The organism is Micromonospora sp. CNZ322, from assembly GCF_007827755.1.
The window spans coordinates 238,932-262,085 of the sequence record NZ_VITD01000004.1 but is presented as its reverse complement, the minus strand read 5'-3'; the positions used below and the strand labels follow the sequence as shown (position 1 = coordinate 262,085).

26 protein-coding genes are annotated in these 23,154 nt (G+C 71.1%); 13 read left to right on the top strand and 13 right to left on the bottom strand.

Features of this window, described 5'->3' with window-relative positions; genetic code table 11:
- The first annotated feature begins 59 nt into the window (after positions 1-59).
- On the top strand, positions 60-938 hold the full coding sequence (locus tag FB453_RS12575; RefSeq protein ID WP_145790049.1) for an aminotransferase class IV: 879 nt from the start codon (positions 60-62) through the stop codon (positions 936-938).
- A gap of 20 nt (positions 939-958) precedes the next feature.
- Here the strand turns inward: FB453_RS12575 and FB453_RS12570 are convergent, their stop codons facing one another.
- Positions 959-1,549, bottom strand: coding sequence for a heme-binding beta-barrel domain-containing protein (locus FB453_RS12570; RefSeq protein WP_112584198.1), 591 nt, complete (start codon positions 1,547-1,549; stop codon positions 959-961).
- On the bottom strand, positions 1,543-1,647 hold the full coding sequence (gene mtfM, locus FB453_RS34835) for a small membrane protein MtfM (RefSeq protein ID WP_030327764.1): 105 nt from the start codon (positions 1,645-1,647) through the stop codon (positions 1,543-1,545). Before mtfM ends, FB453_RS12570 begins: the two co-directional genes overlap by 7 nt.
- Before the next feature lie 12 nt (positions 1,648-1,659).
- On the opposite strand from mtfM, the gene FB453_RS12565 reads away from it, so the two are divergent.
- The 3 genes from FB453_RS12565 (at position 1,660) to FB453_RS12555 (ending at position 4,545) form a co-directional block, all read left to right on the top strand.
- A complete protein-coding gene (locus FB453_RS12565) occupies positions 1,660-2,034 on the top strand; it encodes a DsrE family protein (RefSeq protein ID WP_091402848.1) in 375 nt (124 codons plus the stop codon).
- 79 nt (positions 2,035-2,113) lie between these two features.
- Complete coding sequence (locus FB453_RS12560) at positions 2,114-2,494, top strand: SCP2 sterol-binding domain-containing protein (RefSeq protein ID WP_091402849.1); 381 nt, start codon at positions 2,114-2,116, stop codon at positions 2,492-2,494.
- Positions 2,491-4,545 (top strand): glycogen debranching N-terminal domain-containing protein, encoded by a 2,055-nt coding sequence (locus tag FB453_RS12555; RefSeq protein WP_145790046.1) that lies wholly within the window; start codon positions 2,491-2,493, stop codon positions 4,543-4,545. Before FB453_RS12560 ends, FB453_RS12555 begins: the two co-directional genes overlap by 4 nt.
- Positions 4,546-4,564: 19 nt before the next feature.
- On the opposite strand, the gene FB453_RS12550 is transcribed toward FB453_RS12555, so the two are convergent.
- From FB453_RS12550 to FB453_RS12525, 7 genes are all read right to left on the bottom strand, one after another.
- On the bottom strand, positions 4,565-5,428 hold the full coding sequence (locus FB453_RS12550; protein ID WP_145790044.1) for a hypothetical protein: 864 nt from the start codon (positions 5,426-5,428) through the stop codon (positions 4,565-4,567).
- A gap of 71 nt (positions 5,429-5,499) precedes the next feature.
- On the bottom strand, positions 5,500-5,958 hold the full coding sequence (locus tag FB453_RS12545; RefSeq protein ID WP_145790385.1) for a winged helix-turn-helix domain-containing protein: 459 nt from the start codon (positions 5,956-5,958) through the stop codon (positions 5,500-5,502).
- A 194-nt stretch (positions 5,959-6,152) separates the two neighbouring features.
- The gene (locus tag FB453_RS12540; RefSeq protein WP_091402852.1) at positions 6,153-6,473 is read right to left on the bottom strand and encodes a DUF1416 domain-containing protein; all 321 of its coding nucleotides are present in this window, start codon (positions 6,471-6,473) and stop codon (positions 6,153-6,155) included.
- A 2-nt stretch (positions 6,474-6,475) separates the two neighbouring features.
- Positions 6,476-7,324 carry a sulfurtransferase gene (locus tag FB453_RS12535; protein ID WP_145790042.1) on the bottom strand — a complete coding sequence of 283 codons (849 nt, stop codon included), beginning with the start codon at positions 7,322-7,324 and terminating at the stop codon, positions 6,476-6,478.
- 206 nt (positions 7,325-7,530) lie between these two features.
- Positions 7,531-7,608, bottom strand: a complete 78-nt coding sequence (locus tag FB453_RS34830; RefSeq protein WP_310503780.1) for an Ms5788A family Cys-rich leader peptide — start codon at positions 7,606-7,608, stop codon at positions 7,531-7,533.
- Positions 7,609-7,713: 105 nt separating this feature from the next.
- Complete coding sequence (locus FB453_RS12530; protein ID WP_091402854.1) at positions 7,714-8,502, bottom strand: LmeA family phospholipid-binding protein; 789 nt, start codon at positions 8,500-8,502, stop codon at positions 7,714-7,716.
- Positions 8,503-8,606: 104 nt separating this feature from the next.
- Positions 8,607-9,665 (bottom strand): hypothetical protein, encoded by a 1,059-nt coding sequence (locus FB453_RS12525; RefSeq protein ID WP_145790039.1) that lies wholly within the window; start codon positions 9,663-9,665, stop codon positions 8,607-8,609.
- 241 nt (positions 9,666-9,906) lie between these two features.
- On the opposite strand from FB453_RS12525, the gene FB453_RS12520 reads away from it, so the two are divergent.
- From FB453_RS12520 to pstB, 7 genes are all read left to right on the top strand, one after another.
- Positions 9,907-10,626: a winged helix-turn-helix transcriptional regulator gene (locus FB453_RS12520; protein ID WP_181518701.1), complete on the top strand. Its 720-nt coding sequence runs from the start codon at positions 9,907-9,909 to the stop codon at positions 10,624-10,626.
- Positions 10,627-10,780: 154 nt separating this feature from the next.
- A complete protein-coding gene (locus FB453_RS12515) occupies positions 10,781-11,659 on the top strand; it encodes a polysaccharide deacetylase family protein (RefSeq protein WP_145790036.1) in 879 nt (292 codons plus the stop codon).
- A gap of 58 nt (positions 11,660-11,717) precedes the next feature.
- Positions 11,718-12,644 (top strand): mycothiol synthase, encoded by a 927-nt coding sequence (gene mshD / locus FB453_RS12510; RefSeq protein WP_145790034.1) that lies wholly within the window; start codon positions 11,718-11,720, stop codon positions 12,642-12,644.
- Between the two features lie 291 nt (positions 12,645-12,935).
- The gene (gene pstS, locus FB453_RS12505) at positions 12,936-14,042 is read left to right on the top strand and encodes a phosphate ABC transporter substrate-binding protein PstS (protein ID WP_112584186.1); all 1,107 of its coding nucleotides are present in this window, start codon (positions 12,936-12,938) and stop codon (positions 14,040-14,042) included.
- A gap of 38 nt (positions 14,043-14,080) precedes the next feature.
- The gene (pstC, locus tag FB453_RS12500) at positions 14,081-15,172 is read left to right on the top strand and encodes a phosphate ABC transporter permease subunit PstC (RefSeq protein ID WP_112606114.1); all 1,092 of its coding nucleotides are present in this window, start codon (positions 14,081-14,083) and stop codon (positions 15,170-15,172) included.
- Complete coding sequence (gene pstA / locus FB453_RS12495) at positions 15,169-16,257, top strand: phosphate ABC transporter permease PstA (protein WP_112584184.1); 1,089 nt, start codon at positions 15,169-15,171, stop codon at positions 16,255-16,257. The genes pstC and pstA overlap by 4 nt, the downstream gene beginning before the upstream one ends.
- Before the next feature lie 17 nt (positions 16,258-16,274).
- Positions 16,275-17,051, top strand: coding sequence for a phosphate ABC transporter ATP-binding protein PstB (gene pstB / locus FB453_RS12490; protein WP_112584183.1), 777 nt, complete (start codon positions 16,275-16,277; stop codon positions 17,049-17,051).
- Between the two features lie 183 nt (positions 17,052-17,234).
- Here the strand turns inward: pstB and FB453_RS12485 are convergent, their stop codons facing one another.
- Positions 17,235-18,068 (bottom strand): NUDIX domain-containing protein, encoded by an 834-nt coding sequence (locus FB453_RS12485; RefSeq protein WP_145790032.1) that lies wholly within the window; start codon positions 18,066-18,068, stop codon positions 17,235-17,237.
- A gap of 181 nt (positions 18,069-18,249) precedes the next feature.
- Here FB453_RS12485 and FB453_RS12480 point away from each other — a divergent pair, with 181 nt between their 5' ends.
- Positions 18,250-19,218: a Gfo/Idh/MocA family protein gene (locus tag FB453_RS12480; protein ID WP_145790030.1), complete on the top strand. Its 969-nt coding sequence runs from the start codon at positions 18,250-18,252 to the stop codon at positions 19,216-19,218.
- 56 nt (positions 19,219-19,274) lie between these two features.
- Here FB453_RS12480 and FB453_RS12475 read toward each other — a convergent pair whose 3' ends face one another.
- The 3 genes from FB453_RS12475 to FB453_RS12465 form a co-directional block, all read right to left on the bottom strand.
- Positions 19,275-20,282, bottom strand: coding sequence for an inorganic phosphate transporter (locus FB453_RS12475; protein ID WP_145790383.1), 1,008 nt, complete (start codon positions 20,280-20,282; stop codon positions 19,275-19,277).
- 10 nt (positions 20,283-20,292) lie between these two features.
- Positions 20,293-20,919, bottom strand: a complete 627-nt coding sequence (locus FB453_RS12470; RefSeq protein WP_030327784.1) for a DUF47 domain-containing protein — start codon at positions 20,917-20,919, stop codon at positions 20,293-20,295.
- Between the two features lie 128 nt (positions 20,920-21,047).
- The gene (locus FB453_RS12465) at positions 21,048-21,989 is read right to left on the bottom strand and encodes a PPK2 family polyphosphate kinase (RefSeq protein ID WP_145790028.1); all 942 of its coding nucleotides are present in this window, start codon (positions 21,987-21,989) and stop codon (positions 21,048-21,050) included.
- A gap of 191 nt (positions 21,990-22,180) precedes the next feature.
- Here FB453_RS12465 and sigJ point away from each other — a divergent pair, with 191 nt between their 5' ends.
- Positions 22,181-23,146, top strand: a complete 966-nt coding sequence (gene sigJ / locus FB453_RS12460) for an RNA polymerase sigma factor SigJ (protein ID WP_145790025.1) — start codon at positions 22,181-22,183, stop codon at positions 23,144-23,146.
- The last annotated feature ends 8 nt before the right edge of the window (positions 23,147-23,154 follow it).

Here is a 23,154-nt window from a genome sequence, read left to right as displayed (position 1 = left end):
TAGTTCGGCCACCCGGCTGTTCCCCGCACCGCGATCGATCACCGCTACGCTCGACGGTCATGGTGAGGTCATCCGTCGGGAAGAACGCGGCCGACCCGCCCGCGCGGATCGCCGTCCTGGGGCATGGCCCGGTGCCGCCCGGCGACCCGGTGCTTCGGGGTGACGACCTCGGGGTGCTGCACGGTGACGGCCTCTTCGAGACCATGCACCTGCGGGGCTGCCAACCGTGGCTACGCGACGAACACCTGGCCCGCCTGGCCACGGCGGCCGCCGCCGTCGAGCTGCCACTGCCCCCCACCAGCGCGCTGATCGACCTGCTGGATCAGGTGCGGACAGGCTGGCCAGCAGCTGTGGAGGGGGCACTTCGGTTGGTCTGCACCCGAGGCCCGGAGGCCGGCGGTCCGCCCACCATCTACGCCACGCTGGCCCCGGTGCCGGCGGCCTCCAGGGCCGCCCGGCGAGACGGAATCACTGTGGCCACCCTGCCGCTGGGGCTGCCCGCCGCCGCTCGCAGTGGGCTGACCTGGCTGCCGGTCGGCATCAAGTCCACGTCGTACGCGGTCAGCAGCGCCGCCCGCCGCTGGGCCCGCCGGGCCGGCGTGGACGACGTGCTCTGGATCTCCTCCGACGGGTACGCGCTGGAGGGCCCCACCGCCAATGTGGTGTGGCTCACCGACGACACGCTCTGCACGGTGCCGGCCGCCAGCACCGGCATCCTCGCCGGCACCACCGCGGCCTGGCTGCTCGCCCACGCGAGCGAGCTGGGCCTGGGCGCCGCCGAACGGATGGTCGGCACCGCCGAACTGCACGCGGCGGACGGCGTGTGGTTCACCTCGTCGCTGCGCGGAGCTGCCGAGGTCCACACGCTGGACGGGGCACGGCGGGCTCGCTGCCCGCGTACCCCCGCCCTACAGGCCCTGCTGGGTTTCCCCGTCTAGCCGGCCACCGACCGTCGAGGTCAGCCGCCGACCCGGACGAGTCGGGCGGAGAGGTGCGGACTGAGCCCGTGCCCCATGGCGGCCATCTCCTGGGCGTAGAGCAGCGCCCCCTCGACGATGCCGAAGAGCCGGTGCCCGCCGGTGACCTCCTTGGCGGTCGGAGTCCGGATCACCGCGTCGGTGGCGAACTCGAGCTGCGTGCCGGTGCGCTTGCCCAGGTGCAGCTCCATCACCCCGGTCGGGGTGGTCAGCAGCGCCTCCAGCTCGTCGGTCGCCCGCCCATCCACCAGCACCGGCCGCCACCAGCCCACCTCGCGGCCGGCCGGACGGACCGGCTTGCTCTGCTCGTCGAGGATCCAGGCACGCGACTCGTAGTGCAGGAACGGTCGGCCGTCGTGGCTGATCCGGATCTCCTGCGCGTAGTCGAAATCCTCGATGGTGGGGAAACCGCCCTTGCCCCGACCGCGCCACAGACCGATGTACGGCAGCAGGGCATCCAGCGCGGGGTGCAGCTTCGGCCCGACCCGCAGATCGTGGCTTTCCTCGAACGGGTACTCCTCGACCGGCGGCGCGTTCAGCCACGGCGGCTGCAGCGGGTTCTCGCTCACCAGCGTCCTCTCGAAATGCGTACGGCAAGGTAGACCAGGCCACCGGCGAGCCCGCCCAGGCCAGCGACCAGCAGGCTGACAAACCCGATCTCGGTAACCATCCCGGCCATCCTATGCTGGGCCACATGGCCCGCACTCTCGTCGTCAAGGCCACCGCAGGGGCGGACGCCCCGGAGCGGTGCGCGCAGGCATTCACCGTCGCCGCGACGGCGGTGGCGGCCGGGGTGGACGTCTCGCTCTGGCTGACCGGTGAGTCCACCTGGTTCGCGCTGCCCGGTCGCGCCCAGCAGTTCGACCTGCCGCACTCCGCACCCCTGGCCGAGCTGTTGCACGTCATCCTGACCAGCGGCCGGGTGACCGCCTGCACGCAGTGCGCGGCCCGACGGGACATCGGCCCGGACGACGTACTCCCCGGGGTCCGGATCGCCGGTGCCGCTGTCTTCGTCGAGGAGGCGTTGGCCGAGGGCGCGCAGGCACTCGTCTACTGACCGCACGGCGGCGGTGGGTCGATCCGAGCGGAGTGCCGATACCGACCCGACATCTCGGACGGCTGCCTACGATTCGGATGTGACCGAGGCGGCGGAGAGGTTCTTCGAGGCACTGCCGTCGCGCGCCGCCGAGGTCCTGGGCGGCCTGGCCGACGGCACCCTCCAGATCGACCTCGGCGAGGACCACCGCACCGAACACTGGCTGGTCCGGATGCGGCCCGGGTCGGTGCAGGTCAGCCGGGGACGCGGCCCGGCCGACGCGATCTGGTACAGCAGCGCCGCCCTCTTCGACCGGCTGATCACCGGTGAGGCCCAGGGGGTCGCGGCGGTGCTGCGCAACGAGAGCACGTTCAGCGGGAACGTGGTGCTCTTCCTCGCCTTCCGCCGGTTCTTTCCGAACCCGCCCGGCACCCGCGACCCCCGCGAAACGGCCCGTCGAGCAGCCGGGCGACTCAGGTGAAGGACCTCGTCAGCATTCTGGACGGCAACACCTTCCTGGTGAGCGACCGGCGTGGGGACATCGAACCGTCCTACGACTTCCCCACCGGGCTGTTCTCCTTCGACACCCGCTTCCTGTCCAAGTGGGTGCTCACCCTGGACGGCGAACGGCTGCACGCCCTCTCCGTCGACGATGCCGAGTCGTACCGCACCAAGTTCTTCCTAGCCCCCGGCGAACCCACGCACTATCTGGACGCCAAGGCGTCGGTGATCCGCAGCCGGGCGATCGTGGGCAGCTTCGAGGAGGAGCTGACAGTGCTGAACCACCTCGGCGCGGAGGTCGAGTGCACCCTCCGGATCGAGATCGGGGCCGATTTCGCCGACCTGTTCGAGATCAAGAACTCTCGGCAGAAGCGGGGCCGGACCACTGTCACGGTCGCCGAGAACGAGCTGCGGTTGACCTACCGGCGGGAGGCGTTCCACCGGGAGATGGTGGTCAGCAGCACCGCGCCGGCGCAGGTCGACGACACCGGGATGACCTTCCGGATCCGGATCGCCCGCAACGACAGCTGGAGCACCCGGCTGCACGTGTCCAGCGTCGTCTTCGGGGCCCGGGGCGAGGACATCCGGGCCACCCTCCCGTACGGCGGCAGCCGCAGCGCGGACGCCATCCGGGCCGAACAGCAGGAGCTGATCGACCGGGCGCCGAAGCTCGGCTGCGACTGCGAGCCGCTGGCCGGGGCGTACCGGCGCAGCCTCAACGACCTGGCCGCGCTGCGCTACGAGTCGATCGCCCTGGGCGTACGGCTGATCGCCGCGGGACTCCCCTGGTTCATGACCCTGTTCGGCCGGGACAGCATCATCACCTCGTTGCAGGTGCTGCCGTTCCTGCCGGAGCTGGTCCCGCCGACCATCCTGATGCTGGCCGGACTACAGGGGCATCGGGTGGACGACTTCCGGGACGAGGAACCCGGCAAGATCCTGCACGAGCTGCGGTACGGGGAGACCGCCGGCTTCGAGGAGCAACCTCACTCGCCGTACTACGGGTCGGCCGACTCGACTCCCCTGTTCATCATCCTGCTCGACGAGTACGAGCGGTGGACCGGTGACACCGCACTCGTCCGCAAGCTGGAGCCGCAGGTCCGCGCGGCGTTGCAGTGGATCGACACCTACGGTGACCTGCTCGGCACCGGCTACCTCTGGTACCAGACCCGCAACCCGGAGACCGGCCTGCAGAACCAGTGCTGGAAGGACTCCTGGGACGCCATCTCGTACGCCGACGGTCAGCTGCCCGGCTTCCCCCGGGCCACCTGCGAGTTGCAGGGCTACGCGTACGACGCGAAAGTCCGGGCCGCCCGGCTGGCCCGGACTTTCTGGAACGATCCGGAGTTCGCCGACGAGCTGGAGCGGCAGGCCGCCGATCTCAAACGGCGGTTCGACAGGGACTTCTGGATCGCCGACCGCGAGTACTACGCGCTCGCGCTGGACGCCGACGGTCGGCAGGTGGACGCGCTGACCTCGAACATCGGGCACCTGCTGTGGAGCGGCATCGTGGACGAGTCCCGCGCCGGCAAGGTGGTCGAGCATCTGCTCGGGCCGCGACTGTTCTCCGGCTGGGGGGTGCGGACGCTCGCCACGGACGAGGGGCGGTACAACCCGATCGGCTACCACGTGGGCACCGTCTGGCCGTTCGACAACTCGATCATCGCCTGGGGGTTGTGGCGGTACGGCTTCCGGGAGGAGGCAGGGTTGCTCTGCGACACGATGCTGGCCGCGTCCCGGTACTTCGAGGGTCGGTTGCCGGAGGCGTTCGCCGGCTACGCCCGCGACCTCACCGACTTCCCGGTGGAGTACCCGACCGCGTGCAGCCCGCAGGCCTGGTCGACCGGCACCCCGCTGCTGCTGCTGCGGGTGATGCTGGGGTTGGAGCCGCAGGGCGAGCACCTGATCATCGACCCGGCCGTGCCACCGGGGATGGGCCGGGTCGAGCTGCTGGACATCCCCGGCCGGTGGGGCATGGTCGACGCGTTGGGCCGCAGCCGTGACCCGGAGGACCAGCCGGCCGACGGCTGACCCGAGCGGGCCGCCCGGCTCAGCCCGGGCAGCCGACGGTGGCGGCCAGTCGGGTGGCGTCCGGGCTGATCTCGGCCAGCACCGTGACGGCACCGCTGCGGTACGCGTACACCGGGGGTTGGTCCAGCAGTGGGGCGTTGCCGGCCAGCGGGGCGAGTGCGGCCGTCGAGGCCGCCGGGCCGGGACCGTTCGCGGACCATGCGGTACGGGCGAGCCCGCCGCCCGGGCAGGGCGCGATGACCAGCTCCGACGCGGCGTCGCCCGGCCGGTCGAGGGCCCGCAGCGCGGCTGTCAGCGCAGCGGTCTCCGGGCCGCCAACGGTGGCCGGGGGCGGCGTGTAGCCGGCGCCGACCGGCCGGCAACCCGTGTCGACGACCAGTCGCACCCGGCCGTCGACGGTCGGCCGGCCCTCGACGGCCACGAATTCTCCGGCGTCGGCGCGCAGCTCGGGGCCGTCCACGCCGGGCCCGACTCCGGCGCGCCAGCTCGCCGGCAGCCGCTCGGCGATGCCGGCCAGCACGGCCCGCTCGTCACCGGCGGCCGCGAGCACCCCCACCTCGCGCCGCAGCCTCGCCCCGTCGGCGAACGGGGTTACCCGGCAGCCGGACGCGACCCGCGCGGGGCCCAGTTCCAGCAGACCCGCCGCACCTGCCGCACGGGCCAACTCGCCGACCGCCCGGTCGACCACCGGGCCGGCCTGGTCGAGGGAACGCTGTTCGCGCACGGTCGGCGGGTCGTTCCGCACCGATGTCCAGGTGAGCCCGCCCAGCAGCACCGCCCAGGCCACTGTCACGGCCAGCAGCCAACGCCGCCGAGACCGGGCCGGTGTCGGCGCGGCAGGGCCGGCCGAAGAGGCCCAACCCGTCTGGACAGCACCACTCACCCGGCCATGGTGTCACGCGCCCGCCGCCGGGCCGGCAGCGGAGGCGGTCGGCCCGATGCAGCGACTGCGGGTCAGTGGTCGTTCAGCCGGGGCGGCGGGTCGAGCCGGTAGCCGACGCCTCGCACGGTGTGCACCTGCGGTCCGCCCGGGAGGCCCCGCAGCCTGCGACGAAGCCGTCTGATGGTGGATTGCAGCGCTGCGGTGTCCGCACCACCCAGCGCGGAGACGCAGAGCCGCTCGTAGCTCCACACCACCAGCGGTGGGCCGATGAGCAGTGTGAGCAAGTCCCGTTCGGTGGGGGTCAGCGGGAGCACCTCGCCGCGCCAGGTGACCCGGTGTCCGGCCCGGTCGACGACCAGCTCACCCCACTTCACCAGGCCCCGCGCCTCGGTGAGCGGAAGGACTGTGGGACTGACCGGCGCCGAGCCCGTCGGCGACGACAACAGCTCGCGTAGCTCGGTCAGATCGGAACAGCTGTGCACCGGGGCGCGCCCGTCGAGTTGGCTCAGCACCCGCTCCCGCAGCGACATGTCCGTGCCCACGCAGAGGACGATGGGGACCGCTTCGTCGGACCCGCCGCTTTCATCCCTGAAATCCACCAGTAGATAGTGACGCATGCCGATGGATTTCGGCACCCGCCCGGCGTGCCGGCACGCTACGAAGAAACGACCGGGGCCAGCCACCCCCGGGAGGGTGACCGGCCCCGGTCGATCAGAGCAGTGGGTCAGGCGACGGTGACGGCAACCTCGTTGACGCCTCGGCCGGCAGTGACAGCGGTGTCGCCGTTGCCGTGCCGGGACAACGCCCGCAGCGTCCAGGAACCCGGCGCGGCGAAGAACCGGAACTGCCCGGCAGCCGAGGTGACCACCTCGGCGGTGAACTCACCGGTCGAGTCGAGCAGCCGGACGTACGCGCCCGGCACCGGCTCGGCCTCGGCGGAACGGACGATGCCGGTGATGACGGTTTCCTTTTCCAGGTCCAGGCTGGCCGGCAGCGGCGCGGCCTGGTCCGGTGCGGCGCAACCCGCGGCGGTGGGAAGAGTCATGATCAGGCCTCCCCGGGTTCGTCGCCGAGCGCGACCGGCACACCGACCAGCGAGCCGTACTCGGTCCAGGAGCCGTCGTAGTTCTTGACGTTGCGGTGACCCAGCAGCTCCTGGAGCACGAACCAGGTGTGCGACGAGCGCTCACCGATCCGGCAGTACGCGATGGTCTCCTTGCCGTCGTCGAGCCCCGCGTCGCCGTAGATCTTGCGCAGCTCGTCGTCGGACCGGAAGGTGCCGTCCTCGTTGGCCGCCTTGGACCACGGCACGCTGATCGCGGTGGGGATGTGGCCGGCCCGCTGCGCCTGCTCCTGCGGCAGGTGGGCGGGGGCGAGCAGGCGACCGGCGAACTCGTCGGGGCTGCGCACGTCGACCAGGTTCTTGGTGCCGATCGCGGCGACGACCTCGTCGCGGAAGGCCCGGATGGAGGTGTCCGGCTCCTGCGCGACGTACTGCGTCGCCGGGCGGGACACCGCGTCGGTGACGAGCGGGCGGGCGTCCAGCTCCCACTTCTTGCGGCCGCCGTCGAGCAGCTTCACGTCACGGTGGCCGTAGAGCTTGAAGTACCAGTAGGCGTACGCGGCGAACCAGTTGTTGTTGCCGCCATACAGGATGACGATGTCGTCGTTGCTGATGCCCCGCTCGGAGAGCAGCGCCTCGAACTGCGTCTTGTTGACGAAGTCCCGGCGAACCTGGTCCTGGAGGTCGGTCCTCCAGTCAATCTTGATGGCACCGGCGATGTGGCCGGTCTCGTAGGCCGAGGTGTCCTCGTCGACCTCGACGAAGACGACGCCCGGGGCGTCGAGGTTCTTCTCGGCCCACTCGGCCGAAACGAGTGCGGTGTCGCGACTCATCGAATCACTCCCTGGTGAGGATGGATGGTGAGCCAACGCGCGCGAATCGATGGGTGTAACTGTCGCACCACGCGCGGGACCCAGCGGAAGGACGGGATCACGGGTTCGTGCGACGGCGCCGCTGCCGGGCGTTCGGTGGGATAACCGGAGGGTGCGAGAACCCTGTGCCGGTGGCCGCCGTCAGGCGGCCGGAGACAGCCCCGCCGTCAGATGACGGGGCGACACAGGCAGGTGGCCACGCGGCACAGGTCGACCGCGCGCCGTTTGGTGAGGTGGGTCCCCATGGCCAGGGAGCCTACCAGCCAGTGACCGTGCTGCCACTGGGCCGACCACCATCCGGGAATCGCCGGGATCGCCGAGGATTTCGGCGTCCCACCGCGCCTCCGGCGTCAGCCAGCGGAGTTGATCGGCACGTTCTTCGCGTCGGCGGTGACCGCCAGCCCTTCCGGCAGTGGACGGACCTCCCGGACCGCGAGCTGGAACGGCAACTCCGGCAGGGGAACGTCGATGGAGATGCTCTTGGCGTAGTTGCTCAGGAAGGCACGAGCCAGCGGCAGGTTCGGCAGACCCGCGGCGTCCAGGTCGTTGAACCGCAGGGCGACAGCGCCGTTGTCGGCGACGGTGACGTCGGCGGTGCCGCTGATGGTGAGCTTCTGACCGAGGATGTCGGCCGGGGCCTTGACGGTGAGCTTGCCGTTCTGCTCGCCGAGGGTGAGACCCGGGCGGTTCAGCAGCGCGGCCAGACTCTCGTAGCTGATCGTGCCGGCACCGTTGACGGTGTCCGCCACGACGTCACCCTGGCCGGTGCGCAGGGTGTCCAGCGAGGCCCGAACGTTGCGGGCGGTCACGTCGAGCACCGGCAGCCGGACGGCGTCGCCCTCGACCGAGGCCTGCACGTCCCGCAGGTTGATGGTGATCCGCTGGTAACGGCCATCCAGCACCTGGGTGAGGAACGGGGTTCCGCCCACCTCCACCTCAGGTGGGGCGGACTGCGCGCCCTGCTTGGCGATCTCCTGGCGTACGCGGTCGCCGATCATCCGCTCGGCGACCCCGACCGCCACCCGGTCGGCGACCACCAACAACCCCGCCAGTAGCAGGAGCAGCACGAACAGCCCGATGAGCAGCTTGCGGCCACGCCGTCGGGGTCGCGCCTGGTCCACCGGATAGTCCTGCGCCACGCCGCCTCCTGTCTCCGCCCGCCGCACCGCGACGGGTCGTTCGTACCGACGCCGCAGGGCGGCGCACCCGTAGGTACCCGACCGGCTCAGCGCTCAACCGTGACTCAGAGGAAGAGCATGCACATGGCGTACGCGGCGGGCGCCGCCAGGGCGAAGCCGCCGAGCGGGCCCTGCATGTGCCGGGCCACCCACATCGTGGGCGGTTCGCCGGCCATCAACCGACCCGCCTCCGCGTACCCCACGGCGAGGTCGGAGAGGACGGCGGTGACCGCCGCGACCAGGCCGATCACGGCGGCCCGGGTCGGCGTGAAGGGAGCCACCAGGTAGCTGCCGAGGAGGGCGCTGGTCAGCGTGCCGACCATCGCGCCGGCCACCACGCCTGCGGCGCCCCGGGGCACCTGCGGGGCGAGCCGGGGCCAGGGCAGTACGGCGTCGGTGAGCCGGGCGACGGTGAGCGCGACACCGCTCGCGGTCAGGCAGACGGTGATCGCCTGGGTGCCGGCCGGGATCCGGCTGAGCACGATCAGGGTGCCGAAGGCCACCACCCCGACCACGATGAGCAGCGTGGCGCCGAGGGAGTCGGTGACCCGGACCCGGTCGACCCGACGAACCAGCTGGCCGAGCACGGCGGCGAGGAACCCGCCGGCGGCCAGGTAGCCCAGTGGCGCGAGGCCGGCGACGTCGGTCTGCACCGCGGCGATGTCGACCAGCGCCGCGACCGCGGCGCTGATCCCGGCGACCACCAACAGCGCGGGCGGACGCATGGCCATCGTCCAGGCGAGCACGAACAGCAGTTGGACGCCGAAGATGATGAAGGCGAACGGCAGCCGGTGACCGGGGCCCGACGTCTGCGCGCCGAGCACCAGGCCGACACCGAGCAGCGCGGCGAAGCCGGCGATGGTAAGCGCCAGTTGACGGTGCACCGCGACCGGGGGGATGACCTCCTCTTCCGGCTCGTCGATCTCTTCTTCGGATCGGCGGGCCGGCTCGCCGGCGCGACGGGCACGGCGAGGCCCACCCCGTTCGCGGCGGTCGCCATCGGTGGTGGCCGGACCGGTACGCGGCGCGGGCGGTTGGCCGCGCGTCGCTGCGGCGGCCGGACCCGGTTGGGGCCCTGCGGGCCACGATTCGCGGCCGGCCTCGGGCGAGGTGGAGGGAAACACGACCCGATCGTGCCAGACCGACGGCCCGACGCGGTGGTCACGGGTTTCAGCGACGTTAAAATCCGGGCCACGATCAGGGGCAAGGTAGACAAACGGGAAATGGCCTGACGGCGCGGCCGAGGCGATCGGTTAGGCTCAACGCGTTACCCGCCCGTCAGCGACGCCGGGACCACGCAATTTCTCAGCGCACTCCTTGATGAGTGCGACTGGTCGCGTGCGGCCTCGCGCCGCCGGGACGGAGGTGATCGTGGAGATCCTGCTGCTGGTGACCGCACGCGCAGGAGAACCGTCGGCTGTACTGCCGGCGCTCGACCTGCTGCCACACTCGGTCCGCACCGCGCCGCGTGATGTTCGCACCCTGGTCGCGGGCCCCAGCCCGGACGCGGTGATGGTGGACGCCCGATCGGAGTTGAGCGAGGCCCGTGCGACCTGTCGGATGTTGCACGCCACCGGGCTCGGCGTGCCGCTGGTCGCGGTGGTGACCGAGGCCGGCCTGATCGCACTCAACGCCGACTGGGGCGTCGACGACGTCATCCTCGCCTCGGCCGGCCCCGCCGAGGTCGAGGCACGGCTGCGGCTGGCGGTGGGCCGGCTCAGCAACGCGACCGCTGGCGCGGGTGGCTCGATCCGGGCCGGCGAGCTGACCATCGACCCGGACACCTACGCGGCCAAGCTCAAGGGCCGTCCGCTCGACCTCACCTACAAGGAGTTCGAGCTGCTGAAGTTCCTGGCCCAGCACCCGGGCCGGGTGTTCACCCGGGACCAGCTCCTGCGCGAGGTCTGGGGCTACGACTACTTCGGCGGCACCCGCACGGTGGACGTGCACGTCCGGCGACTGCGCGCCAAGCTCGGCTCGGAGTACGAGTCGATGATCGGCACCGTCCGCCAGGTCGGCTACAAGTTCGTCGTTCCGCCGTCGCGGTCGCTTCCCGAGGCGGAGCACGCGCCCCTGCCGGTCTGATCCAAAGACCACTACGGGCGATTTCCCATATGCCCTTTTTGCGCAGCTTGGCAGCTCTATTCTGACTGCCGGGTTTGTCGTAGAAAGGGGCGATGGTGCGCGCATTGCACACGGGGGCGACGGGCCGGCGTAACCGGCAAGCCAGGCGGAAGTCGTGACGCGGGGCAGCTCCACCGCGCGGGCGGCGGGGATCGTGACGCTGGTGGTGGCGGGGCTGCTCGGCTCCGCGTACGTGCTGGGCCGCAGCCTCGTCCCCGACCAGACGCCTCGGCAGTCCACCGGTGTCACCACGAGCGCCGACGGACCGCACTACGCCGACCAACCCGGCCTTGGCGAGCCGGGCGGAGCACCGAGCGCCAGCGCAAACGCGGCTGAGACCGGCCCAGCCGAGGCCGGCCAGGACGGGTCCGGACGGGACGCCGGAGACGACAAGCTGTTCGGCGCGCACGCCACCACCGGCACCCCGAGGCTCGCGCTGACATTCGACGACGGGCCGGACCCGCGCTACACGCCACAGGTCCTCGACCTCCTGCGCGAATACGACGTCCGAGCCACGTTCTGCGTGGTCGGCGAGAACGCGCAGAACCACCCCGAACTGGTCCGGTCGATCGTGGACGCCGGGCACACCCTGTGCAACCACTCCTGGCACCACGACGTCGGCCTGGGCGCCCGGTCGGCCGACGCGATCCGCTCCGACCTCCTGCGCACCAACGCGGCGATCCGCGCGGCGGTGCCGAACGCCCCGATCGTCTGGTACCGCCAGCCGGGCGGAGCCTGGACGTACCCGGTGGTGTCGGTGGCGCAGCAGCTCGGCATGACCCCGCTGCACTGGTCGGTGGATCCGTCGGACTGGGAGCTACCCGGCGCCAGCAAGATCACCGCGACGGTGCTGAGCCAGGCCGAACCGGGCTCGGTGGTGCTGCTGCACGACGCCGGTGGGGACCGGCAGGGCACGGTGGAGGCACTGCGCCGGATCCTGCCCGACCTGACCGCCCGGTTCGATCTGGAGGCACTCCCCACCGACCCGACGTGAGTCGCGGCTTTACGGCGACGCTCGGGGCGTCACGACACGCAACGGATACGGTGGCGGGATGAGCAGCGCGGAGCCGACCAGCGACCAGGTGACCCGGAGCGACCAACTGGCGCCGACGGAGATCGCCGACGTACTCGCCCTCGCCAGCGCCGCAGGTGACACGGACGGAGCGGACCCGCTCGACGAACACGTCCTGCTGCGGCTGCGCGACCCCGACGCCCCCGCCGTTCATCTGATCGCCCGCGCCGACGACGGCACCCTCACCGGGTACGCGCACCTGGACACCACCGACCCGGTCGGCGGGATCGGGGTCGAACTGGTGGTGCACCCCGCGTACCGGCGGCGGGGCACCGGGCGGGCGATCGCCCGGGGCGTCCTCGCCTCGGCCACCGGGCCGCTGCGGGCGTGGGCGCACGGCGACCACCCCTCAGCCGCCGCGCTCGCCGTCGACCTCGGCTTCGCCCGCGCCCGGGTGCTCTGGCAGTTGCGCCGGCCGTTGGCCGCCCCGCTGGGTGAGCCGCGCCTGCCCGACGGGGTGACGCTGCGTGCGTTCCGGCCCGGAGTGGACGACGCGGCCTGGTTGGCCCTCAACGCACGGGCCTTCGCCGAGCACCCCGAGCAGGGCCGGTGGACGTCGGACGACCTGCGGGTCCGCCTCGCCGAGCCGTGGTTCGACCCGGCGGGCTTCCTGCTCGCCGAGGAGAGCGCGACCGGCCGACTGCTCGGCTTCCACTGGACCAAGGTGCACGAGCGGCCGGGGTCGGCCCGGATCGGCGAGGTGTACGTCCTGGGGGTGGAGCCGACCGCGCACGGTGGCGGGCTCGGCCGGGCCCTGACCACCGCCGGGCTGGCACACCTGCGGGACAAGCGTGGCCTCGACCGGGTGATGCTCTTCGTGGACGACTCGAACACCGGGGCCGTCGCGCTCTACGAGCGGCTGGGCTTCGCCCGCTGGTCCGCGCACATCAACTACCACCTGGGCTGACCGTCGGCCGTCGCTCCGAGCGCGTCACCGACGGGTAACGGCCGAGCGTCGGCGGGATAACGCCGAACCGGGAATATGCCGATACTTCCGACAGGTGTACCCGGGTTCACTTAACGGACAACTCACCCTCGGCAAGCGGTCACCTCAGGGGCCGTACGTGTTCACCTTGCGTTCACTTGCGACCGGCGAACCGGCTACCTGGCACTTCTAACTTTCGTGTCAGCCGGTCAGTGCCGGTCCTCGGGCCCCGGGATCGGGGCGCCAAGTCAGACGCGAAGGGAAACCCCTCAGGTGAAGCTCCAGCGGTACGGCACTATTGCCTGCCTCGCTCTTGCCGCGACGCTCGGCCTCAGTGCATGCGGCTCGGACAACAACGAGCCCGCCTCCGGCGCGAGTGCTTCGGGCTCGGCCGCCGCGGTCGACTGCGCTACCGGCACGCTGAACGCCCAGGGCTCGTCGGCGCAGAAGAACGCCATGGCCGAGTGGATCAAGGCGTACCAGCAGAAGTGCCAGGGCACCACGATCAACTACGAGGCTTCCGGCTCGGGCGCCGGCATCCAGGCGTTCATCGCCGGGACCGCTGACTTCGCCGGTTCCGACTCCGCGCTCAAGCCGGAGGAGCAGCCGCAGGCGGACGCCAAGTGCGTCGGTGGCAAGGCCATCCACCTGCCGATGGTGATCGGCCCGGTGGCCGTCGCCTACAACGTCAGCGGCGTGGACAACCTCCAGCTCAAGCCGGCCACCCTGGCGAAGATCTTCGCCGGCAAGGTCACCAAGTGGGACGACGCCACGATCAAGGCCGACAACCCGGACGCCAAGCTCCCGGCGACCACGATCCAGACCGTTCACCGTTCGGACGAGTCGGGCACCACCGACAACTTCACCAAGTACCTCTCGAAGACCGCTGAGAGCGACTGGACCCTGGGCAACGCCAAGGCGTGGAAGGCACCGGGCGGCACCGGCGCCAAGGGCTCGGACGGCGTGGCCAGCCGGGTCAAGGGCGCGGACGGCTCCATCGGCTACATGGAGTGGTCGTTCGCCGAGAACGCCGGTCTGAAGATGTCGAAGATCGGCAACGGCAACGGCGAGTTCGCCGCGCTGACCGCCGAGGCGGCCGGCAAGACCATCGCTGGCGCTGCCATCGAGGGTCAGGGCGACGACCTCAAGCTGAAGATCGACTACAACACCAAGGAGGCCGGAGCCTACCCGATCGTCCTGGCGACGTACGAGATCGTCTGCAGCAAGGGCCTCGCGGCCGACAAGCTGAAGCTGGTCAAGGGCCTGCTGGGCCACGCCGCCAGTGCCGAGGGCCAGGCCTCTCTCACCGAGCTGGGCTACGCCCCGCTGCCGGAGACGGTCCGCACCAAGGTCGAGACCGCGGTCAAGAACCTCTCCTGACCCGATTCCACACCTCCGCAATCGAATCGAGCGAGCAGATGGGTGAAACCCCTCACCGCTCGGCCGACGCCGGCACCGGCGGGACGCGCGTGACCCAGAGTCACGAGTGGCCCGCCGGTGCCTCGGCGCGTGTGGCCGAGGCACCAGTCAGCACCCGTTCCCCGGGCGGCACCGGGCTGGGCGGCGGCGGCGCGCTGCCGCGCAGCCGTAAGTTCGGTGCCGAGCGGGCCTTCCGCGGTCTCACACTGGCCGCCGGCACCGCCGTTCTGGTCATCATCGCCGCCATCGCGATCTTCCTGGTCGCCAAGGCGGTGCCGGCCCTACGCGCCAACACCGAAAACTTCTGGTCCTACGAGGGCTGGTCCCCCAACGAGACAGAGCCGAAGTTCGGCATCGGTGCGCTCGCCTTCGGCACCGTGCTCAGCTCGGCGCTCGCACTGCTCATCGCGGTGCCGGTGGCGCTCGGCATCGCGCTCTACCTCTCGCACTACGCGCCGCGCCGGTTGGGCACCGCGCTCGGCTTCCTGGTCGACCTGCTGGCCGCCGTACCGAGCGTGGTCTTCGGCCTCTGGGGGCGGGACGTCTTCAGCAGCCCCGTCCGGGACTTCTCGGTCTGGCTGAACCAGCACTTCGGCTGGATCCCGCTCTTCGGCGGCGACGGCCCCTTCGGGGCGTCCGTCATGCTCGGTGCCCTGGTGCTCGCGATCATGGTGCTGCCGATCATCACCTCGCTCTCCCGCGAGGTGTTCCTCCAGACCCCCACCGCGAACGAGGAGGCCGCCCTCGCCCTGGGCGCCACCCGCTGGGAGATGCTCCGCACCGCGGTGCTGCCCTACGGCCGTCCCGGCATCATCGCCGCGATGATGCTCGGCCTCGGCCGGGCGCTCGGCGAGACCATCGCCCTGGCGCTGACCCTCGGCATCACCTTCGGCATCTCGTTCAACCTGATCCAGAACGGCGGCAACACCATCGCCGCCAACATCGCCAACGCGTTCGGCGAGGCGAACGAGACCGGCCGGGGCGCGCTCATCGCCTCCGGCCTGGTGCTGTTCACCATCACGCTGATCGTCAACATCACGGCGCGGGCGATCATCTACCGCCGCCGGGAGTTCACGGAGTCGGCCGCATGACCACAACCGCCACCTCCCACCGCACCCGGCCACCGGCCCAACCCGACTCGCTGCGGGCCAAGCGGCTGCCCTGGTACGCCGCCCCGGCCATCGCCGTGGCGGCCCTGGCGCTCTCCGCCGTGCTCGTCTACGGCACCAGCATCGGCGGCCCGGTCCTCGTGGTCGTCCTCGGTGCGATCCTCTACCTGGTCGGGCTCTTCGCCGCCGCCAACGCGGTCGAGGGGCGCCGGTCGGCCCGCAACCGCACTTGGAGCGCGCTGATCCACTCCGCCTTCGTGCTGGCGGTGCTGCCGCTCGTATCGGTGGTCTGGACGCTGGTCAGCAAGGGCGCCGACCGGCTGGACGTCAACTTCTTCCAGACCTCGATGAACAACATCGGGGCCCGGGACGCCAACGGCGGCGCGTACCACGCGATCGTCGGCACGCTGGAGCAGGTCGGCATCGCCACCCTGATCACCGTCCCGCTCGGCGTTCTCTGCGCGATCTACATCGTCGAGTACGGGCGCGGCAAGTTCGCCTTCGCGATCCGGTTCTTCGTGGACGTGATGACCGGCATTCCGTCGATCGTCTCCGGCCTCTTCGTGCTGGCGTTCTGGGTGCTGATCGTGTCGCCGTGGTTCAACGACGGTCGGCCCAGCTTCTCCGGCTTCGCCGCGGCGCTCGCGCTGAGCGTGCTCATGCTGCCCACCATCGTCCGGTCCACCGAGGAGATGCTCCGCCTCGTACCGGCGCCACTGCGGGAGGGCGCGTACGCGCTCGGCGTACCCAAGTGGAAGACCATCCTGCGGGTGGTACTGCCGACGGCGCTGCCCGGCATCGTCACCGGCGTCATGCTCGCCATCGCCCGCGCGGCCGGTGAGACCGCGCCGGTGCTGCTCGTCGCCGGCGGTGGCGCCGCGATCAACACCAACCCCTTCGAGAACAACCAGTCGTCGCTGTCCCTCTTCGTCTACCAGCAGGCCGGCGACGCGTCGAAGTACGCCCCGGCACGGGCGTGGACCGCGGCACTCACCCTGGTCGCCCTCGTGCTCATCCTGACGATCGCGGCGAAGCTGCTGGCCCGTCGCAACAGGCTCAGCCGATGAACCCCGGAGGTACCACCATGGCCAAGCGCGTCTCCGCCTCGAACGTCACCGCGTACTACGGCGGCTTCAAGGCAATCGAGAACATCAACCTGACGGTCGAGCCGAAGACGGTCACCGCTCTCATCGGGCCGTCCGGTTGCGGCAAGTCGACGTTCCTGCGGTCGATCAACCGGATGCACGAGGTGCTGCCGGGGGCCCGGGTCGAGGGCAGCCTGACCATCGACGACCAGGACATCTACGACCGGGACGTGGACGTCACAGCAGTCCGACGCACCATCGGCATGGTCTTCCAGCGGCCGAACCCGTTCCCCACCATGAGCATCTTCGAGAACGTGGTGGCCGGGCTGAAGCTCAACGGGGTCCGCAAGAAGTCGATCCTGGAGGACGCGGCCGAGAAGGCCCTGCGCGCCGCGAACCTGTGGGGCGAGGTCAAGGACCGGCTGGGCAAGCCCGGCGCGGGCCTCTCCGGCGGTCAGCAGCAGCGGCTCTGCATCGCCCGGACCATCGCGGTCGAGCCGCAGGTCGTCCTGATGGACGAGCCGTGCTCCGCCCTGGACCCGATCTCCACGCTGGCGATCGAGGACCTGATGTTCCAGCTCAAGGACAAGTTCACGATCATCATCGTGACGCACAACATGCAGCAGGCAGCGCGTGTCTCGGACCGGACCGCCTTCTTCTCGATCGAGAAGACCGGCGACCCGGGCCGGCTGATCGAGTACGACAACACCCAGAAGATCTTCAGCAACCCGAGCGTGAAGAAGACCGAGGACTACATCACCGGCCGCTTCGGCTGAGCCGACCACGTCCGGTCACCGGCGCCCCGCCTCCCGGCGTGGGCGCCGGTGCCATATCCAGCACCAGCACCGCGCGTCGAGCAAGATCGCGCCGATCTTGCAGTTTCGGTTGTCGAGCTGGGTGGGATGCCCCTTGTGTCGCGACAGAAAGCGCAAGATCGTGGAGCGAGGGCGGGCGTGGGCTCAGCCCAGGACGAAGCGGGGTTCGCCGTCCGGGGGCAGGTCCAGGCGCGGGGTGACCGGGCTCGCGGCGTCTCGATCGGCCGCCGCCCGCGCAACCCCGGCCAGGTCGCCGGCCGCTGCCACCTGGGCCAGCGTGACCGCTGTCGGTGGCAGCATGGTCAGCTCGCCGGCCTGCGCGCGGGCCAGCGCGTCCGCCGGGCGGATCCACAGGGTGTGGTCGGCCTCGCCCGAGACGTCGCGGGTCCGCTGGCCCGCCGGCAACAGGGCGATGAAGAAGTACGTGTCGAAGCGGCGCGGCTCGAACTCGGGAGTGATCCACCGGCTCCACGGCAGCAGCAGGTCCGACCGGAGGGTGAGCTGACGGTCGGCGAGCAGCGCCGCGAAGCCCAGCCGGCGTCCCTCCAGGTCCTGCCGGGCTGCCTCCCAGTCGTCGCCGCTGACGTCGCCCACCACTGTCTCCCGGTTCGGACCGGCGAGCAGTACGCCGGCCTCCTCGAAGACCTCCCGCGCGGCGGCGCAGACCACCGCCTGCGCGGCCTGCGGGGCCACTCCGAGCCGGTCCGCCCATTCGCCCGGCGTCGGGCCGGCCCAGTCCAGGTGCGCCTCCGAGTCGGAGCGGTCCACCCCGCCTCCGGGGAAGGCGTACATCCCGCCGAAGGTCATCGCGGCGACCCGGCGGATGACGTACACCTCGAAGTCGGCGTCGGTCGGACGCAGCAGCAGTACGGTGGCCGCGACCCGCGGCGTCGCCGGGGTGCCACCCTCGGCCTGGAACCGGCGGGCATGCTCGACCAGGGCGGCCGGGGCGGCGAAGCCGTCACTGTCGATCGTCATGCCCGCGAGCCTAGTTCCCGACAGCGCGACTGCCGGCGGGCGCCAGGCGATGAGGGATCATGAACTTGTTGCCACGACACGCCGTGCCGCCGGACAACAACTTCATGATCGACGAGGGTGGTCGCTGGGACAGCGCGGGCCGGGCAATGGGCGGTTCGCCTGGCTCGGCTAGCGTTCCGGCATGACTCGTTGGGGCATCCTGGCCACCGGCCACATCGCCAGCCGTTTCGCCGAAGATCTCCGGCTGGTGCCGGACGCCGAGTTGGTCGCGGTCGGTTCCCGCGCCGCGGAGAGCGCACAGCGCTTCGCCGACACGTACGGCGCGAAGCGCGCCTACGGCTCCTGGGTGGAGTTGGCCGCCGACCCCGAGGTGGACGCGATCTACGTGGCGACCCCGCACTCCGCGCACTACGAGGCGGCGATGACCTGCCTCACCGCCGGGCGGGCGGTGCTGTTGGAGAAGCCGTTCACCGTCGACCTGGCCACCAGCACCGAATTGGTGGACACCGCCCGCGCCGCCGGGGTCTTCCTGATGGAGGCCATGTGGATGCGGCTGAATCCGATGATCCTGCGGGTGGTCGAGTTGATCGCGGACGGGGCGATCGGCACGGTGACCGGCGTGCGGGCCGACTTCGGGGTGGCCGGGCCGTTTCCGCCGGAGCACCGGATGCGCAACGCGGCGCTGGGCGGGGGTGCCCTGCTGGACCTGGGGATCTACCCGATCAGCCTGGCCCACCTGCTGCTCGGGGTGCCGCAGCACATCCGGTCCTGGGCACAGCTCGGCCCGGAGGGGACGGACGAGAACACCGGAATGCTGTTCGGTTATGACACCGGAGCCCTGGCAACCCTGAGCTGCGGCATGGTCGGGTTGAGCGGGCAGACCGCCTCGATCACCGGCACCACGGGGCGGATCGACCTGCCGGAGCCGTTCTTCCGGCCGGGTTCGGTGACGCTGCACCGGGCCGGCGCGGAGCCGGAGACGATCGTCGCCGACGGGGCCGGCAACGGCTACCAGTACGAGGCGATCGAGGTGCAGCGCTGCCTGGCCGCCGGCCTGACCGAGAGCCCGGTGGTGCCGCACGCCACGACCCTTGAGGTGATGACCCTGCTGGACACGGTCCGCGAGCAGATCGGCGTGCGCTACGTCTGAACAGCGGAAGGGCCCCCGGCCACGGCGAGACCGTGACCGGGGGCCCTTTCGAAAACTCAGCCGAAGAGCGGCCGGACCAGCAGGTACGTGACGCACGCGATCAGTGCTGCGGCCGGGAACGTGACGATCCAGGCGATCACGATGTTGCCGGCGACGTTCCAGCGGACCGCGGACAGCCGCTTTGTCGCGCCCACACCCATGATCGCCGACGTGATGGTGTGGGTGGTGGAGATCGGCGCCTTCAGCACCAGGGCGTTGAAGTAGAGCACCGCGCTCGCCACCGTCTCGGCGGCGAAGCCCTCCGGCGGCCCCAGGTCGATGATCTTACGGCCGAGGGTCCGGATGATCCGCCAACCACCGGCGTACGTGCCGAGGGCCAGCATCGTCGCCGAGGTCCAGAACACCCACCCCGGGATGTGCGTCTTGCTCTCCTGGAAACCACCGGTGTAGAGCGCCAGGACCACGATGCCCATGGTCTTGGCGGCGTCCTGCATGCCGTGGCCGACCGACATGGCGGCCGCCGAGAGGGTCTGCGCCCAGCGGAAGCCCCGGTTGAGCTTGCCCGGCTGCCCCTTCCGGAACAGCCAGAGGATGGCCAGCATCAGCAGGTAGCCAAGGGTGAGGCCGACGATCGGCGACAGGATCATCGGCAGGATGACCTTCACGCCGATGTTGCCCCACTGCACGATGCCGCCGGCGGACAGCAGGGTCGCGCCGACCAGGCCGCCGAAGAGCGCGTGCGAGGACGACGACGGCAGACCGAAGTACCAGGTGATGAGGTTCCAGGCGATCGCCCCGAGAACCCCGGCGAAGACCACACCGAGGCTGCTCACCCCGGTCGGGAGGGTTACCAGGCCGTCGCCGACGGTCTTGGCCACCCCGGCGCCGAAGTGGGCGCCGACGAAGTTGCCGACGGCGGCGAGCCCGAGGGCGATCCGGGGTGTCAGTGCCCGGGTGGAGACGCTTGTCGCGATCGCGTTGGCGGCGTCGTGGAAGCCGTTGGTGTAGTCGAACGCCAGGGCTACCCCGATCACCGCCAGCACGGCGATGAGTTCGGGTGTCACAGTCACAGGTTCAGGACTCCTTGACCGCGATGGTCTCGACGGTGTTGGCCACGTGCTCGAAGGCGTCGCAGGCGGCCTCCAGCTCGTCGGCGACCTCCTTCATCTTCAGCACCGTCAACGCGTCGTACTCACCGGAGAAGAGGCGGACGAGCAACTGCCGGTTGATCCGGTCGCCCTCGTTCTCCAGCCGGTTGCACTCGATCCAGTAGTCCTCGAGGTCCTTCATCGACTTCAGCCGGGGCATCGCGTCGGCGGTCAGCTTGGCCTGCTGGTCGAGCACGTTGACCATCTCGTGCAGCTCGCGGGGCAGCGCCGGAAGCTCGGTCAGCCCGTACAGGTAGAGCAGGTCGCCGACCGCTTCCAGGTGGTCCATCACGTCGTCCAGCAGCGAGCCGAGCCGGTAGATGTCCTCCCGGTCGAACGGGGTGATGAAGGTCGAGTTGATCTTCTTATACAGCTCGTGGGTGATCTGGTCGCTGTCGTGCTCGACCTCGGTCAGCCGCTCGCTGACCGACTGCACGTCCACGCCCGGCAGGGCCAGCTCGTTGAGCAGCGCGGTGCCCCGGACCAGGTTCTGCGCGGCCCTGGTGAAGAGCTCGTAGAAGGCGCCCTCGGTGGGGCGGAAGGAAAACTTCACAGCACAGACCTCGTCGCGTCGGTGGAAGGGTGGCGGGTGCCCGAGAGCGCCCGCTCGGTGAATGCTAGAAAACGGCAGAACCGGGAATTCGTCGGCCCACCCCTGGCCAGGCACCATTCACCGGTCGTTCACCTGCCGTTCATCTCGGCTGCCCCACCCGCACCCGCTCCCCCAGCCAACAGACGCTTCCGCTCCCGCGCCACGTCGAAATCGGCAACCGGATACCCCAGCTCGAGCGTGTCGAACGTCTCACGCAGCAGGTGGGCCACCGCCCAGTCCCGGTACCACTTGCGGTCCGCCGGCACCACGAACCAGGGCGCGGCGTCCGTGCCGCACCGGCTCAGGGCCTCGGCGTACGCGGCCTGGTAGTCGTCCCAGTGCCCCCGCGAGTCGATGTCGGAGGGGTTGTACTTCCAGTGCTTGCGCGGGTCGGTGAGCCGGTCCATCAGGCGCTCGCCCTGCTCGGCGTACGAGATGTGCAGCATCACCTTGATCAGTGTGACGCCGCCCTCGGTCAGCTCCCGCTCGAACGAGTTGATCTCGTCATAGCGGGCGCGCCAGGTCGTCTCCGGCACCAGCGAGCCGACCCGGGCGATCAACACGTCCTCGTAGTGCGAACGGTTGAACATCCCCACGTACCCCGGCGGTGGCAGCTCCCGGCGAATCCGCCAGAGGAAATCGTGCCGCAGCTCCTGGCGGGTCGGCGGCCCGAACGAGCGGATGTGCAGGCCCAGCGGGTTCATCGCGCCGGCCACCCGCTTGATCGTGCCGTCCTTGCCGCCGCAGTCCATGGCCTGGAGCACCAGCAGCACCCGGTGCGCCGGCCGCTCCGACCCGGTCTTGGCCATCGCGAAGAGCATCTCCTGCTGCCGGCCCAACTCCTCGCCGACCAGCTCCACCTGCTCCCGCGCCCAGGTCTTACGGTGCTCGCCGCGGCCTGCGGGCTCCGGCAGGCCGGGCATGGACCGCGGGTCGATCGCGCCGAGATCCACCGGCGCGGTGACCCGCAGCAGCTCCCGCACGGAACCGCCGTCCGGGGCCACGATCTGCCCTTGCTGGGGTGCGCTCATGCACGGATCATCGCCCACCCACAGCCGTTCCGCCCGCCGAGGCCCACCTCCGAACCTTGGGCCCGCTGATCGGCACCGACCGACCTCCGCCCACGGCAGGCACCGGTCCACCGGGCCGTTTCGGGGCTGCCGGCGGGCCCATTCGGCGGGAGGATGTGGGCCAGGACGCCGACCGGAAGGGGTGGTGGGTCGTGCGGGAGCTGGCGACGGAGTTCGAGGCCGAGCGGGGCCGGCTGCTCGCGGTGGCCCACCGAATGCTGGGCAGCCGCACCGAGGCGGAGGACGCGGTGCAGGAGACCTGGCTGCGCTACGCCGGAGCGCTGGCCGACCCGGCGGCCCGCGCCGAGATCCGGGAACTGTCCGCGTGGCTGACCACCACCTGCGCCCGGATCTGCCTGGACGTGCTCCGCTCGGCCCGGGTCCGCCGGGAGGCGTACCCGGGGCAGTGGCTGCCGGAGCCGGTGGTGAGCCCGTTGGGTGGCCGATCGCCGGCCGACGGCTACGCGCCCGACCCGGCGGAGCGGGCGGTCCGCACCGACCAGGTCGGCACGGCGCTGCTGGTGGTGTTGGAGCGGCTCGCGCCGGAGCAACGGGTCGCCCTCGTGCTGCACGACGTGTTCGCGCTGCCGTTCGCCCGGGTCGCGGGGGTGCTCGGCACCACCGAGGTCGCCGCCCGGCAGCTCGCCTCCCGGGCCCGACGGGCGGTCACCTCGCCGGACGTACCCCGACACACCGCCGACCCGGCCGAGCAACGTCGGGTGCTCAAGGCGTTCGTCGCCGCCACCGAGTCCGGCGAGTTGGACCAGCTGCTTCAGGTGCTCGCGCCGGACGTAGTCTTCGTCGGTGACTCGGGTGGGCACTTCCCGGCCGCCCGCTGGCCGGTGCTAGGCGCGGACTCCGTGGCTCGCCTCACGCTCGGCCTGTTCGGCCGGACCGGCCGGTACACCGGCCGGGTGCTGGCTCGGCCCGTGCTCGTCGACGGCATTCTCGGCCTACAGCTGGAGACGACGCACAGCGACGGGCGACCGATCCGCCTGGTCACCGCGTTCGCTGTTGACCAGGGCCGGATCACCGCCATCTACAACCAGCTCAACCCCGAGAAGCTGACCGACCTGCCGCCGCTGGACGCCGACGACGGCTGGCCGCCACGCTGGTGAGCCGGCCC